The organism is Candidatus Accumulibacter sp. ACC003 (assembly GCF_907163085.1).
Classification (GTDB): domain Bacteria; phylum Pseudomonadota; class Gammaproteobacteria; order Burkholderiales; family Rhodocyclaceae; genus Accumulibacter.
In genome coordinates this window covers 302,986-321,078 of the sequence record NZ_CAJQTX010000005.1, presented here as the reverse complement: position 1 = coordinate 321,078, position 18,093 = coordinate 302,986, and the positions used below count along the sequence as shown (strand labels likewise).

Below are 18,093 nucleotides of genomic sequence, written 5' to 3'. Positions count from 1 at the left end.
TGATCGGCCGATTAATCGGTCCGACCTTCCGCACTCGGACGACATAGTGCCTATCGTCATATTCGCGAAGCGGAAACTCACGGACAATTGATGAATGTATGACAAAAGCCGGTAAACTCCTCTGCAATCACGTCCACTCTGGTCTTGTGGACGACCGAAACGACTGTGAGGACATGAGTGAGCTTGATGTGCTGCTTGAGGGAAGTGGACGACCCGCGCAGACCCAGCAACCGAACGCCGCATGACTTTCTGCAGTTGCTGGTGATTGCCATGGCAGCGGTACACGCGGATTTTGACACCATCGAAGACATCAGCTATTGGGAGCGCCGGAAGGAAAAATGGCTGCGTGAATTTCTGGTGCTCAAGAACAGGGTTCGCTCCGCGGAGACGTTTCTGCGGGTCTTCCGAGCGCTTGACCCGAAGCAATTTGCGGTAACGTTCCACCGCTGGGAAGCCGGGGTGGTCGGCGCCTTCGCTACGGAACCGGATATTGTCCTCGGCCAGGAACAGATCGCCCGCAAGCGTAATGAGATAACTGCCATCCAGGAGCTGCTCAAGGCTCGGTCCTGCCTGCGCAACTGACAATTCACCAGCCCGCGGCGTCCGCTTTTCGGATCCGCCGATACCTAGACACATTTAGTTCTGGAAGAAAGATCGCTTGATGAGCGCGAACGAATTAACGCAGGAAAGGGAAATCAACCTGTTCGACCTTTGGCAGAAGCTGCGCGCGGGCTGGCGGCTCGTTGCCGGCGGGGCAGCACTTGGCTTGCTTTTTGCCGGTCTTGCGATGGTCCTGATTGCGCCGAAGTATGAGGCGCTTGCCCTGGTGCAGGTTGGATTGGTCGGCGAGGTTACGCAGTTTGGCCCGCCCGGCGTGTTGTCAAGTCGCCCTGCTGAACCGGTGCCTCAGGCGATCGAGCGCATGAAAACGCCGGCTTTTCAACTGCGCGTTGCCCGCAGCCTGAATCGGCAGGACTGGATTGACGCGCTACAACGCTCGGCGGGCGCGGGCAATGAGTTCCTGACGCTGCAGCTTTCCAGGGACACTGCCACCGCGGCAGGAGAGATTCCGCTCATCGAGCTCAGGGCTAGAAGTGGCAGTCCCGAGAGTGCGCGCGAAATTTCCGATGCGGCGGTATTCGAACTGGCCGAACGGCAGGCCGAAATCGTCCGTCCAGCGATCGAGCGACTGAAAAGTGATCTGGCCATAGCCAAGGGCAGACAGCAGCAAGCAGAACAGGATCTGGCTGCCCTGAGCAAGCTCATCCCGACCGCCGCAGTCAAGGACGACCAGTTTACCCAACTCGCTCTGATGACCACGACGCGCCTGGTAAAGCAGGCTGAAATCTTCAGTCAGCGTCAGAACATCGTCCTGTTCGAGACCGCGCTCAGCGCTCCGGCGACGCAGCCGGCGCAGGCAATCGAGAGCGTCTTCGTTGCCGAAAAACCAGTGGCGCCCAAGAGAGGCTCGCTGCTCGCGCTCGGGTTTTTCGGCGGTTTGCTGGCCGGCATCGTGGTGGCGTTCATCGTCGATGCCAGGCGACGCGGTCGCCACCCAGCCAGCCGATGACTCGCGCCTGCTTGGCCGAACGCGACTGGCTGGGAACCACTGCAGGTCGGCAGAAGTGGCACCTCTCAGCCTCCGGATGAGCACTCGAGCCGGGCGCCGGACGCGACGCACGAGGAGCCTACGCGGACCTTTCCTCGCCCATTCCCGCCTGCCCCGGCGCGCCCTTTGGTAGAATGCCGCTTTGCCCCGATTGCGCCAAGCCCCATGAGCCGCAAGATCCTCGTCACCTCCGCCTTGCCGTACGCCAACGGCGCCATCCACCTCGGTCATCTGGTCGAGTATATCCAGACCGACGTCTGGGTGCGATTCCAGAAGATGCGGGGTCATCAGTGCTGGTACGTCTGCGCCGACGACACGCATGGCACGCCGATCATGCTGCGCGCCGAGAAGGAGGGCATCACGCCGGAGGCGCTGATCGAACGCGTACACGGCGAGCATACGCGCGACTTCGCCGGCTTTCTCGTCGGTTTCGACAACTACTACACGACGCACTCCGAGGAAACGCGCGCCTGCGCCAACGAAATCTACGCCCGCCTGCAGGCCGCCGGGCTGATCGACACGCGCATCATCGAACAGTATTACGACCCGCTCAAAGAGATGTTCCTGCCCGACCGCTACATCAAGGGCGACTGCCCGAAGTGCGGCGCGCACGACCAGTACGGCGACAACTGCGAGAGCTGCGGCGCGGCGTACACGGCCAACGAGCTGAACAACCCGTATTCGGCCGTTTCCGGCGCCAAGCCGGAGTTGCGGCAGTCCGAACACTATTTCTTCAGGCTCTCCGACCGCCGCTGCCAGGGTTTTTTGCGCCGCTGGACGCAGGGCGAAGGCCGGCTGCAGAGCGAAGCGGCGAACAAGCTGCAGGAGTGGCTCGGCGAAGTCGGCGAGAGCAAGCTCACCGACTGGGACATCTCGCGCGAAGCACCGTACTTCGGCTTCGAGATTCCCGGCGCGCCAGGAAAATACTTCTACGTCTGGCTCGACGCGCCGATCGGCTACATGGGCGCGTTCAAGAACCTGTGCGCGCGTGAAGGACTCGACTTCGACGAATACTGGGGCCCGGACTCGACCGCCGAACTGTACCATTTCATCGGCAAGGACATCCTCTACTTCCACGCGCTGTTCTGGCCGGCCGAACTTCAACACGCCGGCTACCGGACGCCGAGCAAGGTTTTCGCGCACGGCTTCCTGACCGTCGATGGTGCCAAGATGTCGAAGTCACGCGGCACCTTCATCACCGCCGAAAGCTATCTGGCGGAGGGCCTCGATCCCGAGTGGCTGCGCTACTACTACGCCGCCAAGCTGTCGAGTTCGATGGAAGACATCGACCTCAACCTCGACGACTTCATCGCCCGCGTCAACTCCGATCTGGTCGGCAAGTTTGTCAACATCGCCAGTCGTTCCGCGGGTTTTATCGTCAAGCGTTTCGCCGGCCAGCTGTGCGTCTGCGATGAGTCGCTGCCGGCGATCAACGCCATCCGTGCGCGTGCGCCACAAATCGCCGATCACTATGAAGCGCGCGAGTTCAGCAAGGCGATTCGCGAGGTGATGGCGCTCACCGATCTCGCCAACCAGTACGTCGACAGCGTCAAACCCTGGGAACTCGCCCGCCAGCCCGCTCGCGAGGGCGAGCTGCAGGCGGCGTGCAGCAACGCGTTGAACCTCTTCCGGCTGCTCACCATTTTGCTCAAACCGGTGCTGCCGGCGCTGGCCGCCAAGGCCGAAGCCTTCCTCAACGTCGCGCCCTTCGTCTGGCACGACAGCGACACGGTCCTCGCCGCCGGGCATGCCATCAATGCCTATCAGCACCTGTTGACGCGCGTCGACAAGAAGCAGGTCGATGCGCTGCTGGCCGCCAACCGTCAGTCGCTGAGCGCCACTCCGCCGCCGGCGCCACCGCCGCCTGCGGAACCAGCCGCCGCCGTCGCCGTCGCAGACGTCGCCCCGGCTGCCGTCGCTGCCGCTGGGCCAGCGATCAGCATCGACGATTTCCTCAAGGTCGACCTGCGCATCGCGCGCATCGTCGAGGCGACGCAGGTCGAGGGCGCCGACAAGCTGGTCCGCTTGCTGCTCGACGTCGGCCCGCTCGGCAGCCGCCAGGTCTTCGCCGGCATCAAGGCGGCCTACGAGCCGTCGGCGCTGGTCGGCCGCCTGACGGTGATGGTCGCCAACCTGGCAGCGCGCAAGATGAAGTTCGGGATCTCCGAAGGCATGGTGCTGGCCGCCTCCGACGCCGACGGCGAGACGCCGGGAATCTTCCTGCTCTCGCCCGACGCTGGCGCGCAAGCCGGCATGCGCGTCAAATAGATGCCGATCAATCGCCGCGGACGTCCGCGCGTGACGCTGAAAGTGATGTTCTTTGCGCTGCTCGACGGCGCCGGCATCATCGTTCTATCGAGCGGCGCGATGTGGCTGGTGCGCAGCCAGACGCTGTTCATTCCCGACTTCCCGACCAGCACGCCGACGGCGCTGCTGACCGTCGTTGCCGGCATAGCGCTGATGCTCTGGGCCACCGCCCAGATGCTTCGCGAATTGATCAAACATTCGCCGGACGACGCTGCCGACGGATCCTGATCTCGTGGCGGCCTCGGTCGGGGTGCCATTTTTGCGCGGCGTGCGCCGCTCATCGCCGGCAATCGGCAAGCCGTACTGAGCATTTCGACCTTGGTGGAGCAGCCCATGCCTGGCCCTTCGCGCGCGACCGATTTCGCTCGTGGCGTCTTCGACATCCTGCCGGTGCTGGCGGCGGCGGTGCCAATCGGCCTGCTGTGGGGTACGCTCGCCGCGGCCAAGGGATTTTCACCCTTCGCGGCGTGGCTGACCAGCGCCACCGTTTTTGCCGGTGCGGCGCAATTCATCGCCGTCGACATGTGGCGCGACCCGGTGCCGCTGTTGCTGATCGTCGTCACTACCTTCATCGTCAACGTCCGGCATCTGCTGATGGGCGCCTCGCTGCAGCGGCATCTCGGCGAGTTCTCGACGCCGGGTCGGCTGCTGGCGATGTTCCTGATGACCGACGAGAGCTGGGCCTTCGCCGAACGCAAGGTGCTCGGCGAGGCGCTGCGGCCGGCGTATTACTTCGGCGTTGCGGTGTCGATGTGGCTGGTGTGGACCTCGGCCTCGCTGGCCGGTGCAATCGCCGGGCGCTCGCTGGGCGATCCGGCGGCGTATGGCTTCGATTTCGCCTTCTCGGCGATGTTCATCGCCATCCTGGCCGGCTTCTGGAAGGGCCCGCGCACCGGCGCCGTGCTCGCCGCCAGTGCCGTCAGCGCGGCTCTCGCCAAACTCGCGCTCGCCGGCGCCTGGTACATCGTCATTGGCGGCCTGGCGGGCGTGATCGTTGCCGCCGTCCTGCACAGCGAGCAAGAAGCGGCAGAGGCGGACCGGGGAGACGCGCCATGAGCGCTGATCTTCTGAGTCTGGCGACGATCATCGCCATGGCGCTCGCAACCTATCTGACGCGCATCGGTGGTCTCTATCTGATGCAGGGAGTCACCGTCAAGGGCCGGCTCAAGGCGGCACTCGACGCGCTGCCGCCGGCGGTACTGATGGCGGTCATCGCACCGACGGTGCTCAGCAGCGGGCCGGCCGAAACGATTGCTGCGGTGATTACCGCCGGCGCGGCTTTTCTGCGCTTGCCGATGATCGTCGTGGTGGCCATTGGCGTCGCCGCCGTGATCGCCCTCAGGGCCGTTGTCTGATCAGACGCGGCGACGCACGGCGCGCCGGCTGCCGCGCCTAGCGCCGCCGCGCCGCGTGCGTGCGCACGAAACGCTCGAATTCGTCGGCGGGCAGCGGCTTGCTATAGTAGTAACCCTGCACCTCGTCGCAAGCTTCGTCGGCTAGGAAGGCCAGTTGCCCAGCGGTCTCGACGCCTTCGGCGATGGTCCGCAAGCCGAGGGTCTGCGCCATGCGGATGATTGCGCTGACGATCGCCTTGTCTTCAGCATCGGTGCTGATGTCGCGCACGAAGGACTGATCGATCTTGAGCTTGTACACCTTGAACTTCTTCAGGTAGCTCAAGGATGAATAGCCGGTACCAAAATCGTCGATCGACATCCGCACGCCGCGCGCATGCAGCCTGTTCATGACGGCAATCGCTCCCGGCGGGTCGTGCATCGCCACGCCCTCGGTCAGTTCGAGTTCGAGATACTCCGGCGGCAGCTGCTCTTCGTCGAGGATGCGGGTGATCAGATCCGGCAAGTCGGGATGACGAAACTGCACCGCCGAAAGGTTCACGGCGATGATCAGCGGTTCGAGGCCCGCTTCGATCCAGCGCTTGCCCTGCCGCACGGCCTGCCGGATCACCCATTCGCCGATCGCGACGATCAGGCCGCTGTCTTCGGCCGCCGGAATGAATTCGCCTGGGGAAACCGCGCCGAGCGTCGGGTGCGTCCAGCGCAGCAAGGCTTCGGCGCCGATAATCCGCCCCCCTTTCATGAGCACCTGCGGTTGGTAGTGCAGCTGCAGTTGCTCGAGTTCAATGGCCTGCCGCAAGGCCGAAATCAACTTCAGATGGCGAGCCGAACGCGCCTGCATTTCGCTGGTAAAGAATCGATAGCCATGGCGGCCTTCCTGCTTGGCGCGGTACATCGCCGAATCGGCGTTCCGGGAAAGCGTTTCGAGGTCGCTGCCGTCAGCCGGAAACAGCGCAATACCGATCGACGCGGTGACGTGCAGGTCATGCTGTTCAATGCGGTAGGGTTGGGCAATGACGTCCAGCAGTTTTTGCGCAATGCGCGACGCGCCGCGCGCATCGGCACCGTACAGCGACAGGATGAACTCGTCGCCACCGAGGCGCGAGACCGTGTCTTCGTCGCGCAGAACCTGCCGCAGCCGTGTCGCCAATTCGATCAGCAGGGCGTCGCCGACGCTGTGCCCGAGGCTATCGTTGATGTCCTTGAAGTGATCGAGGTCGAGAAACATCAGCGCCACCGACTGCTGGTTGCGCCTGGCAACGCCGAGTGAAGACTTCATTCGTTCGTTCAGCTGGCTGCGATTCGGCAGGCCGGTCAGCGCGTCGAAGTTAGCCAGGTAGTGGATCCGCTCGGCGGTGCGCTTGCGTTCGCTGAGGTCGTCGATCATCATCGCGATGAAATCGACCGAGCGATCGGGCTTGCGCACGCAACGCGCCACCAGGCGCGTCGGTACCACCTGGCCGGCATGGCTGACGAAGCGCTTTTCGATTTCGTAACCGTCGATTTCGCCAGCGAGCATCGCCCGAAACTGTTCGAGATCGGCGGCGAGGTCGTCCGCATGCGTCAGTTGCGCCCACGACATCTGATGCAGTTGGTCCTCCGCATAACCGAGCAGACGACAAATGTAGTCGTTGGTGTGGACCCAGCGCTGCTCCGGCGAGGTAATCGCCAGCCCCACCAGGCCGAGGTCGTAAAAGCAGCGCAAGCGCCGCTCGCTGGCCCGTAAATCGGCCCTGGTCGCTTCCAGTGCGGCGACCTGACTGCGCAGGCTGCCGGCCTGGCCAGCGAGTTCGTGCTGGTACTCCTGCAGCGTCTGGCGCATCGTCTCTTGCGAAAGCTGCAGTTGCCTGATCTCGGCAACGCGGCTTTGGCGACGTTCGACCGGCAGGAAATCGAGCTGGCCGATGCGCTCGCTATCCCTGGCCAGTGTTTCGAGCGGCCGCGCCAGCCGTTGTGCCAGCGCGTGCGTCAGCAGCAGCGCGATCGCCAGGACGAAAAGGGTCGCGCCACCGAGAACCACTGACACTTTCAGCCACGAGGGGGAAAAATCCGCCTCCGGCGCCAGCGCCAGAATCCACAGCGTTTGCTGACCGAGGCGATGCTGGCGGGCGCTCAGCAGCCAGCGGCTGCCGCCGGAGGCAAAGCTGGTGATCGCGTCGGCCGGCTTGCCAGCGTCTCGCCAGGCCGCCAAAGCGTCGCGCAAAGGCGGCAAACCCAGGTCTTGTGCCGGCTGCAGCACCTGCCCCAACCACGCCGCCTCGCTGACCGCCGCAGGTCGCCGCGGCAAGGCCAGAACACGCTCGTCGTCGCCGATCACCGTCACCAGCCCACGCTTGCCGACCGTCGACAGCATCGTTTTCTGCGACAGATCGCTGAGCTTCAGATCGAAACCCACGACCAGGTCTCGACCGTCCTTGAGCGGCACCATCGTCGATACGGTCACCCCGGCCTCGCCGGTGCTGAGGAACGCGTAGGGGGCCGTCCAGTGCATACTGTCGCCACCTCGGTTCTCGATCGCGCCCCGGTACCACGGCCGTTGGCGGGGGTCATAATCGAGTTCCTTCCAGTAAGTCTGTGTCTGACCGTCCAGTGCATGCTCGACCATCTGATGGCGTTTTCCCCAGCGCGGGAGATCGCTCAGTCGGTTCAGCCAGCCGCCATCGGGGCGTTGCAGGAGCAACCAGCCTTGGCCGGTCGACGTGCCGCCGACCACCGACGTGACGTTGGCCTTGCTGTCGATGATCGCCTGGAACAGTCGATTGAAGGCCGCCGGCGAGTCAATATCGGGTGCCGCACCCTCAAGCCATCGACGACTGACGCGCAAGAGGTCTTCAGCCGGTGAGAACAAGGCGCTCAAGGCCGCGTCGGTCCGTTGCACGGCCTCGTTGAACTGGCTTTCGGCGATACGCTTGGCTACCGGGAAGACCGCAAAGAGAACGAACAGGAGCGCGGCGAGCAGCGTCGTGCCGGTTAGCAACAGCGCGACGCGCGTGAAAATGGTCCGGTGCAGCGAGTAGACACGTTCGCGCTGATTGTCCATTCGCCGAGCATAGGCGATCGACGGCTTGCCGTCCAGCCGTCGGCGGCGGCGCCGCACGCTCGTCGCTACAAGCCCGCCAGCGCCGCCACCCAGGCTTCGGCGGTCGGCCGCAGCCGCTCGACAAGCGGCATCGGCCAAACGCCAAACGCCACAATCAGCGCTGCCGGCGCCAGCAGCAGCGCCAGCTCGCGCGGCAGCAGGTCCTTGCCGGCGGCGACGTCGGCGTCGCGCAGTGGCCCGAGAAAAGCGTGCCGGAACGGTGCCAGGAACGCGGCGGCGGCGAGCACCGTGCCGAACAGGGCCGCCAGGCCGGCACCGGTATGGCTGTGCAGTGCGGCGACGATGATCAGCAGTTCGCCGGGGAAACCGCTGCTTCCCGGCAGGCCGATGCCGGCCAGCCCGAACAGCAGGAAGAAACCCGACAGCCGCGGCATGCTGCGCATCACGCCACCGAGCTGCGCGATGTCGGTCGAGCCACAGCGCCGCTGCAGAAAGGCGAGCACCAGAAAGCCGCCACCGGCGGCGACGCTGAAATTGAGCAGCTGCAACACCGCGCCCTGCAGCGCCGAAGCCGAGAAGGTCGCCAGCGCCAGCACCACCAGGCCGACGTGCGAGATGCTCGTATACGCCAGGACGCCGCGCAGATTGCTGTGCGCCAGCGCGGCGACGGCGCCGTAGAGCATCGCCAGCGTGCCGAGACCGGCGAGCAACCAGTGCAGTTCGCTGGCGGCGGTCGGCGCCAGCGGGATGGCCAGCCGGATCAGCCCGTAAGCGCCGAGTTTCAGGCCGACGATCAGCGCCGTTACCGCCGCTGGCGCGCCCATCGCCAGCGACGGCAGCCAGGTGTGCAGGGGCACCAGCGGCACCTTGGCGGCAAAGCCGATCAGCAGCAGCAGAAAGACCGCGTATTGCGCGCCAGCGGGCAGCGGCGTGGCGAGCAGCGTCGGCAGGTCGAAGGCCAGCGGCGCACCGGCGGCGACGTGGCCAAAGGCGACGGCCAGGAGCCCGAACAGCAGCGGTACGCCGCTCGCCAGCATCACCAGAAAATAGCGCACGGCGGCTGTCTGGCGGCCGGCGCCGACGCCCCACAGGCTGACCAGGAAGTAGGTCGGCAGCAGCGTCAACTCCCAGCAGAAGAAAAACAGGATCGTGTCAAGCGCGCAAAAGACGCCCAGCGTGGCCGCTTCGAGCAACAGCAGCAAGGCGAAGTACAAGCCCGGCGGCAGCGGCGTCGCCGTCGCCGAGACGCGCCAGCCGGCGACCACCGCGCCGCAGAAGAGCAGCGCCGTCGCCGGCAGAAAGAGCAGCGAGATGCCGTCGACGCCGACCAGATAGCCAATATTCACGCCGTCGATCCAGCGTGCCGAATCGATCAGCTGGAAGCCCGCATCGGCGCCGTCGCTGGCGGCGACGATCAGCAAGGACCACAGCAGCGTCAGCAGCGCGCTGGCCAGCGCCAGCCACTGTGCCCAGGGCGCGTGGCGGAACAGCGCGGTGGCCAGCGCGCCGAGCACCGGCAGCGCCAGCAGGATGCTCAACAGGGGCCAGGAAGCGATTTCAGCCATGTTGGAAATAGGCGGCCAGCGCCTGCGTCGCGGTATCGGTCAGCCGCAACCACGGCTCGGGGTAAAAGCCCGCGGCGAGCAGCACCAGCAGCGTCGTGCCGCCAACGAAATATTCCATGCCGCTGGTGCGGGCGATGCGCCGCGCCGGCAGGTCTTTCGGCCGCGCCGCCAGAAAGGCGCGTTGAAAAGCCCACAGCAGGAAACCGGCGGTGGCGACGTTGCCGAGCGCGGTGGCGATCGTCGGCAGCGCGCCGAAGGTCTCGATCGACGCCTCGAGGACCAGGTGCACGGCGTCGAAACCCGGTGTCCCGGGCATCCCGAGCAGCGCCAGGCCGCCGATCAGGAAAGCGATGGCGATGAACGGAACACGGTCGAAGAGGCCGCCGAGCCGATCGAGATTGGTGGTCCCGGCGCGCCGGTAGACGTAGCCGATCATCATCAGCATGACGGTGATCGCCAGACCGAAATTGACCGCCAGCAGCAAGGCGCCCTGCAGCCCGGCCGGGTGCAGCGTGAACAGGCCGATGACGATCAGGCTGGTGTGGCTGACGACGGCAAAGGCCAGCAGGCGGCGCAGGTTGGCCTGGCGGAAAGCGAGCAGCGCCGCGTAGAAGACGCCGACCATGGCGAAGGCGACGACATAGGGTTGCCAGACGATCACCGCTTCGGCGGTCAGCGGCAGCAGGAAGCGCGCCATCCCGTAGATCCCCACCTTGACGCCGAGCAGCAGCACCGGGCCGACGGCGATCAGGCCGTAACCGGCGGAATTGGGCAGCCAGCCGTGCAGCGGGAACAGCGGTGTGCGGATCGCCAGCCCGTAGAACAGCAGATAGAACGCCGCCGACTGGTACTTGCCGAGCTGTGGCGTCGCCAGCAGGTCGAAGAGGTCGAAGGTCCAGCGACCGCCGACGACGTCAACGTGGCTCCAGACCAGCACCACCGAACCGGCGACAAACAGCAACCAGCCGAACAGCTGGTACTGCAGGAAGCGCGCCAGCGCCAGCCGCTCCTCGCTGGCTGACGCCCAGCGCCAGAGGAGGTAGCCGACCAATGCCAGCTGGACAGCCGAAGCGGCCGCGAACCACAGCAGGTTCATCGTTGTCAGCATGCACATCGTCGACGCTTCGATGACCAGCAGGACGCCGAGCAGGCGCACCGGCGTGATCTGCTGGCGCGCCATTCCGTAGAACGAGAGCAGCACGCCGAGCAGCGCGGCGAGCAGGATGAAGAGCACGCTGATGCCGTCGGCGGCGGCGTGGTAGGCCAGGGGATCAAAGCGCTCGGCGAACTGCATGACGGTCGTCGACAGATCAATGCGCGCGTAGAGGTCGATCGCCACCAGCAGTTCGCCGACGGCGAGCAGCCGACCGACGGCTACCGCCACGCGCTCGCGGCGAATCAGCAGCAGCAACAAGGCGCCGACCAGCGGCAGCCACTGCAGCGTCGCCAGCACCGGATAAGCAGCCTGCGCACTCCAGTACCATTCGCTCACAGAATCACCACGAAGGTCGCCATGACCATCAGCATCAGGTAGCGCGGTTGTTCGAGCAGCAACTCGATGGCGTCGGCGTAGGCGCCAATCCGCCGCAGCGGCTTCATCATCGCCTCGTCGCCGCTCAGCAGCAGGCGGTCCTCGAGCAACTGCAGGCCGCCGGCAAAGGCGAACAGCGCGCGCCCGGCCAGGCCATGGCCGCGGATCAGTTCATCGGCCGTCGGGCCTGCGGCGTCGGCGCGCTGATCGGCGCGCGGCACGCCGATCAGCGGGTCGATGACGCGCTGATCGAGCGCCCGCACGTCGCGGCCGAGAGCCTGTGTCGGCCGGATCAGCAGGCTGCTGGCCAGCGGCTCGATCCAGAAACGCTGCAGCGCCGCGGTGTACAACCAGCGCCGTCGGCGCAGCCAGCGCGGCACCGGCCGCGTCGGCCGGCGGACGAGCTGCAGGTAGTTCGGCGCCAGCAGAAACTGGTACGCGCGCCAGGCGGCGTGCAGCGCCGAGTAGGCCACCGCCAGCGCGAAGTAGCCGACGCCGCAGAGGAAGAACATCAGTCCGACCTGGGTCACCGTCGAGAAGATCAGCGCCGACTTGACGTCGCTCTGGACGAGCGCGCAGAGCGCGCCGTACACGGCGGTCGCCAGACCGATGAACAGCAGCAGCGCCATCATGTCGGGTACCTGCAGCAGCAGATCCTGCAGGCGAAAGAGCAGGAAAACGCCAGCGTGCACCATCAGCGAGCCGTAGAACGCCGCCGACGAAGACGTCGGACCTTCGAGCGCGCGGGCGATCCACGGCGTGAAGGGTAGCTGCGCCGACTTGACCACCGCCGCCAGGACAAAGCCGGCCGCCAGCAAGCGCGCGGTGACCGTACTCATCGTGCCATCGCCGGCCAGACCGGCCCAGTCCACGGTGCCGACCGACCACACCGCCAGGCCGATGCCGAGCAGAAAGCCGGCGTCGCCGACGCGGTTGGTGACGAAGACGAACAAGGCGTTGCCAGTGGCCAGCGGACGCTCCCAGGCGTAGGCGATGAGCAGCCACGAAGCGATGCCGGCCAGCTCCCAGCCGACGAAGACCAGGACCACGTTGCCGCCCAGGACGATCAGCAACATGCCGGCCAGGAACAGCGACATGCCGAGGAAAAAGCGCTGGAAGGCACTCTCGCGGTGCAGATAGGTCGCCGAAAAGCGCAGCGCCAGCCAGGCGATCAGCGTCACCAGCGTGGCCATCGGCAAGCTGAACGCGTCGAGCATGAACGATAGCCGCACCGGTGTCGTACCGATCGCCAGCCAGTCGCCGAAGCGCAGCGGCTCGGGCCAGGCGCTGCCGAGCGCCGCCACGTCGAGGACCAGCAAGAGCAGCAGTGAGGTGAGCGCCGCATGGCTGGCCAGCGCGGCGGTCAACGGCTCGTGCTGGTCGCCGTGCTGCCGGCCGGCGAGCATGCGCACGCCGATCGCCGCCGCCGCCAGCAAGGGCAGCAGCGGCACCAGCCAGACCACACGGCTGCTTTCGGCGAGCGCCGCGAAGACGCTTTCGAGTCCGTTCATCGCTTCATCCGTTGACCAAGGGGCGGCGCAGCAGCGCCGGCGGCAGCGCGTCACGGTGGCCGGCAAACCAGTCCACCGAACGCTCGACTTCGGCCAGCGCCGGCAGCGGCGCGTCGGCAGCGTCGTTCCAGGGCTGCCAGCCGCGCGCCGGCTCGAAGACGTGCATGGCGCCGCTGGCCGGGTGCTTGGCAACCACCAGCAACCAGCCGTTGCCGATCAACTCCTGCAGCGGTGGCTGGCGCTGGTAGATAGCGCTGAGCAGCTCGAGCGTCTGCTCGACGACGACCAGCAGGCGCATCGGCTCGTGGATTTCGATCATCTGCAGCGGCAGGCCGGTGCGCAGGTCGGAACTGGTGCCCTGCATGACGCCGAACAGCCCGGCCAGATTGTGCATGACCTTGCTGCCGCAGCCGAAACCCTCGTTGTCTACCGTCGAGAAGTAGTACTCGAGGTTGATCCCGGCGCCGACCGGGCCGGCCGCCAGCAGCGTCGCTTCGAGGATGCGGCCGTCGACGTCGGGCAGCGGATCGTAGGAGATCAGGAAAACGCGGCGATCGAAGAAAGCGCCGCGGCTCATCGTCCGCCGGCCAATGAACGCCGTCGCCACGGTCGCGTGCCCCAACTCGGGCCGCGCCTGCGCGAAATCGTGGCGGCGATCGGCAAGGTGCTGCTGCGCCTGTTGTGGCGAAGGGTTGCGCGGCGCCGACGCGAAGCGCCGGCAGCGCTCGACGGCGTGCAGGCCGGCGGCGTGGGCGCAATCGGCGCGCAGCGCGGCGAAAGCCTGCTGATGACTCGCCGGCAACTGCTCGAGGTCGTACCAGATGTAGGTTTCGTCGCAGGTGTTGTGCTCGCCACCGACGAAGTGCGTCGTCGCCGGGATCGCCAAGCCCTGCTCGGCGAGCCGGGCGCGTACCTGCGGACGGTTGGCCAGCGCCGCGAAGACACGCGCATTCGGGCCGCCGTGTCGGCCCGAACACGCGCCGCAGTCGTAGGCCGCCAGATGCACGTTGTTGCGGCTGTCCGAGCCGTGCCCGACGATCAGCACCAGTGGTGCGAAGTTGGTGGTCAGCCCAATACTGCGCAGGAAGCCGCCGACGCGCGCCAGCTGCTCGTCCTCGCTGAAACCGAGACGTGGTGCTTCGGCGCTGGCGACGCGCGCGGCTTCGGCGGGCGTCGCGGTCAAGGTCGCCTGGCCTGGCACGGGCCGGTCGAAAGCGTCGCGGTAGCGTTCGAGCAGCGCCGCGAAACGGCCTGGTGCGAGCGTTCTGGCGAGCAAGGCGAGCAAGGCTGCCGGGCCGGCGACGGCGCTCAGCAAAGAGGCCTGCAGCCAGCCGCGGCGGCTGCCCTGATGCAGCGTCTCCTGCCAATCGAGACGCCTTTGCCGCCGCCGCCGATGCAGCCGGTGTGCAGCCTCGGTGCCCGCCGGCGCTTGCTCGCGCAGCGCGTTGGTCGGTCGCACGACGATCGGGCACAGCGCCGACGGCGCCTCGTCGTCGATCCCCTGCCAGAGCATCGGCACGCCAAAAAAGCCGGCAGCGCCGAACGTCTCGAAGGCCGGATTGACTTCCTCGAGGTGGCGGCGAGAACCCTCCTCACGGTCGTCCATGCAGAAAACGAACTGCGCTGCCGGCGGCCGCGAAGTCGCCGACCTGCGGCGGTGATTGGCGGCCAGCGCCGCCAGGATCTGCTGGCGGTAATGGCCTTCATACGCCAGCAGCCAGAGCTGGCCGCGTTGCTCAGGCGTTAGCGAAGCGGCACAGCGCAGCAGCGCGGCGGCGCCGACGGCACCGATTTCGCGCAATTCGCGGCCGCCAAGCGCCAGTCGCTGCGCCAGGATGAAGAGCGGCCAGGCGGCCAGTGCCTGCCGATCCGGCGCCGCGGCGGCATGCGCCAACGAGTCGGCCAGGCGGGCGGCAAATTGCCGCCAGTCGGCACCCGCATTCGCGGCGCGCGCGGCCAGATGTGGCGATAGCAGCTCGCGCAGCTCTTCCGAGACGTGGCCGCTGCCGCAGGCGTGCCTGACGCACAGCTCGGCCGGCTGCGCGGCGAAGTAGTCGGCCAGCGCCGACCAGGACAAGGGCAGACCCCAGATGCGGCGCAGCAACTGCTCGGCGTGCAGGCGTTCGAGCAGCAGCCGCACCGCCAGGAGGTCGGCCAGCGTCACCGGGGCTTGGCCGGCGCGCGGATGCGCTTCACGCCACTGAAACATGCCGGCCCAGCCCGGCAATTCGAGCGCCAGTCTTTGCAGGTAGGCCGCCGACTTCGTCGGCGCGATTCCCAGGCGCCGCAGCTCGTCGGCGATCAGCGGCAGCGGCTCGTCGGGCAAGCGTTCGAGTTCGCCGCGCGCATCGGCAAACTCGTCGAGTTCCCACGCCAGGTCGTCGCTGGCGCTGGCTCGCCAGGCCGCGTAGAAGCCTTGCTCGCGCGCCGGATTTGGCCACGCCGCCAGGCCCTGATCGAGGTGCGCGCCGAGATGACGAATCAGCGTCGGTTGCAGCGCCGTGCGCAGGTCTTCGCCGCTCAGGTGCGCCAGCAGGTCGGCCACCGTCCAGCGCTCGCCGAGACCGTCGACCATCCTCTTCCACAGTGCCGCGGCGGCTTGTGGCCGAGGTCCGTCGGCGGTGACGCCGGCGAGGCCGTCGGCCGTCGGTTTGGCCCGCTCTGGCACGAGCGCTGCCGGCGGCTGCAGCTGGCACGCCGCTGCCCACAGGTCGGCGACCGCCGCGTGCTCGTCGAGGCCGTCGGCGGCCGCGCTGCGCGCCAGCCGTTGCTGCGTCGCTTCGTCGAGTTCAGCCGACCAGCGCGCGAAGGCCGCTTGCTCGTCGATCTGCCAGCGCAACTGCGCCGCCGAAAGCTCGTTCGGCGAGTAGCGGAGCGCCACCTGCAGGACTTCGCCACGGCACAACTCGCGGCTCGCAGTGGCGCACAGCGGTTGTTCGGCACGCAGCTCGGCGAGTTGTCGCAGGGCGTCGTCGAGGTCGGCTGTGGTCACGCGTCCTTGTCGGAACAAGCGCCGACAGCGGTCCTCGGCGAGCCACGGACGCGCCCCGGTCAGGCGCGCGGCGGCGCTGCACGCCTCGGCAAACGGCAGCTGCTGAAAAGCGTGCAGAGTGTTGTGATGGACGAAATCGCGCAAGGGCGCCTGCGCCGGCAGAAGATGCTCGAGATGTGCCAGCCAGACCTTGATCTGCGCCAGCAAATCGCTCGCTGGCTCCCTGGCCAGCGCCGTCGGCAGAGTGGCAGGAGTCGTCACTCAGCCGCCCAGGTGCTGCGCCAGCCTGGCCACCGACCAAGCCAAAACGCCAAGCAGTGGTGCCGGATAAAAACCGATGCCGACAATACCGACGCCGAGCAGCGCGGCGGTGGCCATTTCGCTGTTCTTCAGGTCGGCGAAAGTGGCGACGCCAGCCGGCGCGCCGGCGAAGGGCCGTTCGGGACCCGTCGACAGGCCGCGAATGGCGCGCAGCGCGTAGGCGGCGGAGATCAGCACGCCGATCGAGACCACCGCCAGCCAGCCACCCCAGCGGCCATAAGCGCCGATCAGCACCTGCAACTCGGCAACGAAACCGGCGCTGCCCGGCAGGCCGACCGAGGCCAGCAGCGCCAGGACGATGAACACCGCAAAGCGTGGCGCGAGGCGATTGAGTGAGCCGTAGGCGGCCAGCTCACGATTGTGCGTTCGTTCGTACAGCAGACCGATCAGCAGGAACAACAGCCCGGCCGCCAAGCCGTGCGCGACCATCTGCGTCAGCGCGCCGTTCAGCCCGGCCTCGTTGAGCGTGGCGATGCCGAGCAGGACGATGCCCATGTGCGAGATCGACGAGTAGGCGATCATCGCTTTCAGATCGGTCTGCCGCCAGGCGAGAACGGCGCCGTAGATCAGGCTGATCACCGCCAGCAGCGCCAGCCAGTCCTGCAGCGCGCGCACCGCCGCCGGCAGCGTCCAGGCGGCGCGGATCAAGCCGTAGGCGCCCATCTTCAGCAGGATTCCGGAGAGCAGGATCGAGATTGGGCTTGGCGCTTCGACGTGCGCCAGCGGCAGCCAGCCGTGTAGCGGCACGATCGGCATCTTGACGCCAAAGCCGATCAGCAGGCCAAGAAAGACCAGCAATTGCGTCTTCTCGGGCAATTGCGCGCTACCCGCCGCCATGTCGGCCATCGCGAAGCTGTGTTCGGGAGCGACATCGTAGAGCAGCAGCAGGGCGATCAGCAGGAACACCGAGCCGCCGAGCGTGTAGAGGACGAAATTGAGCGCCGCGCGGTGCCGATTGGCGCCCCCCAGACGGTCGATCAGGAAGAACAGCGGGATCAGCGTCAGCTCCCAGAAGACGTAGAACAAGGACCAGTCGCGGGCGGCAAAGACCACCAGCAAGGACGCTTCGAGGACCAGAATCAAGGAGAAATAGAGCTTGGCACCGACGCGGATGCCGGTCGACGAGACGATCGCCACGAAGCACAGCACGCTTGCCAGCAGGATCATCGGCATCGACACGCCGTCGACGCCAAGCGCCAGGCTGGAGCCGACGCGCGGATTCCACGGCCGCGTTTCGTAGAACTGGATAGCGCCGCTCGTCGGGTCGAAATTGAGCAGCAGCAGGCACGCGCAGAGCATCGTCGCGGCGGCGATGATGCTCGCCAGGTGGCGTAGCAGATCGACTCGGCGGCTCGGCAGCAGCAACACCAGACCGGCGCCGAGCAGTGGCAGCAGCAACAGCGTCTTCAGCATCTATGCGCGACGGCGCCTTGCGGCGCGACCGATCCCCTTGAATTTCTTCCCCTCGTGGACCACGATTATGCCAGCATTGGCGGCCATTTCCGCCCCGCCAGAGCGCTTGCCAGGTCATCAATCGAACAATGAACGAAGCCATCTGCCGAAATATCCGTATCCGCGGTCGCGTCCAGGGCGTCGGTTACCGCTGGTCGCTGAGCACCGAAGCGCGGCGACTGGGCCTCGTCGGCTGGGTGCGCAACCGCCACGACGGCAGCGTCGAGGCACTGGTTCGTGGCTCGGCCGAGGCGGTTGACGCGCTGATCGTGTGGGCGCATCGTGGACCGTCGATGGCGCGCGTGGATAGCGTCCTGAGCAACGAGGGCAACGCCGCTGAAATCGGCCCGCGGACCGGTTTCATGCAGCTCGCCACGCGCTGACCGACGCCCCGCGGCGCTTTTCACGAAACC

General features: G+C 66.6%; 12 protein-coding genes and 1 pseudogene. 7 read left to right on the top strand and 6 right to left on the bottom strand.

The window, feature by feature from the left end; translation table 11 throughout:
- Positions 1–186 precede the first annotated feature (186 nt).
- The 6 genes and pseudogenes from QZ656_RS11240 to QZ656_RS11215 all read left to right on the top strand — a co-directional run.
- Positions 187–567: pseudogene (locus tag QZ656_RS11240) on the top strand (transposase family protein); the annotation flags it as partial.
- Positions 568–661: 94 nt separating this feature from the next.
- On the top strand, positions 662–1,570 hold the full coding sequence (locus QZ656_RS11235) for a Wzz/FepE/Etk N-terminal domain-containing protein (RefSeq protein WP_291993468.1): 909 nt from the start codon (positions 662–664) through the stop codon (positions 1,568–1,570).
- Between the two features lie 204 nt (positions 1,571–1,774).
- The gene (metG, locus tag QZ656_RS11230; RefSeq protein WP_291993467.1) at positions 1,775–3,877 is read left to right on the top strand and encodes a methionine--tRNA ligase; all 2,103 of its coding nucleotides are present in this window, start codon (positions 1,775–1,777) and stop codon (positions 3,875–3,877) included.
- Positions 3,878–4,144, top strand: coding sequence for a hypothetical protein (locus QZ656_RS11225; RefSeq protein WP_291993466.1), 267 nt, complete (start codon positions 3,878–3,880; stop codon positions 4,142–4,144).
- 105 nt (positions 4,145–4,249) lie between these two features.
- Complete coding sequence (locus QZ656_RS11220; protein ID WP_291993465.1) at positions 4,250–4,972, top strand: AzlC family ABC transporter permease; 723 nt, start codon at positions 4,250–4,252, stop codon at positions 4,970–4,972.
- A complete protein-coding gene (locus tag QZ656_RS11215; protein WP_291993464.1) occupies positions 4,969–5,271 on the top strand; it encodes an AzlD domain-containing protein in 303 nt (100 codons plus the stop codon). The genes QZ656_RS11220 and QZ656_RS11215 overlap by 4 nt, the downstream gene beginning before the upstream one ends.
- Positions 5,272–5,308: 37 nt before the next feature.
- Here QZ656_RS11215 and QZ656_RS11210 read toward each other — a convergent pair whose 3' ends face one another.
- From QZ656_RS11210 to QZ656_RS11185, 6 genes are read right to left on the bottom strand one after another with little or no spacing between them, the layout of a single operon-like run.
- Complete coding sequence (locus QZ656_RS11210; RefSeq protein WP_291993463.1) at positions 5,309–8,365, bottom strand: EAL domain-containing protein; 3,057 nt, start codon at positions 8,363–8,365, stop codon at positions 5,309–5,311.
- 8 nt (positions 8,366–8,373) lie between these two features.
- The gene (locus tag QZ656_RS11205) at positions 8,374–9,873 is read right to left on the bottom strand and encodes an NADH-quinone oxidoreductase subunit M (RefSeq protein WP_291993462.1); all 1,500 of its coding nucleotides are present in this window, start codon (positions 9,871–9,873) and stop codon (positions 8,374–8,376) included.
- On the bottom strand, positions 9,866–11,365 hold the full coding sequence (locus QZ656_RS11200) for an NADH-quinone oxidoreductase subunit M (RefSeq protein WP_291993461.1): 1,500 nt from the start codon (positions 11,363–11,365) through the stop codon (positions 9,866–9,868). Before QZ656_RS11200 ends, QZ656_RS11205 begins: the two co-directional genes overlap by 8 nt.
- Positions 11,362–12,915, bottom strand: coding sequence for a proton-conducting transporter membrane subunit (locus tag QZ656_RS11195; RefSeq protein WP_291993460.1), 1,554 nt, complete (start codon positions 12,913–12,915; stop codon positions 11,362–11,364). Before QZ656_RS11195 ends, QZ656_RS11200 begins: the two co-directional genes overlap by 4 nt.
- Positions 12,916–12,919: 4 nt before the next feature.
- The gene (locus tag QZ656_RS11190) at positions 12,920–16,168 is read right to left on the bottom strand and encodes a putative inorganic carbon transporter subunit DabA (protein WP_291993459.1); all 3,249 of its coding nucleotides are present in this window, start codon (positions 16,166–16,168) and stop codon (positions 12,920–12,922) included.
- A complete protein-coding gene (locus QZ656_RS11185) occupies positions 16,169–17,641 on the bottom strand; it encodes an NADH-quinone oxidoreductase subunit M (protein ID WP_291993458.1) in 1,473 nt (490 codons plus the stop codon). It abuts the gene before it with no gap.
- A 128-nt stretch (positions 17,642–17,769) separates the two neighbouring features.
- On the opposite strand from QZ656_RS11185, the gene QZ656_RS11180 reads away from it, so the two are divergent.
- The gene (locus QZ656_RS11180) at positions 17,770–18,063 is read left to right on the top strand and encodes an acylphosphatase (RefSeq protein ID WP_291993457.1); all 294 of its coding nucleotides are present in this window, start codon (positions 17,770–17,772) and stop codon (positions 18,061–18,063) included.
- Positions 18,064–18,093: the final 30 nt, after the last annotated feature.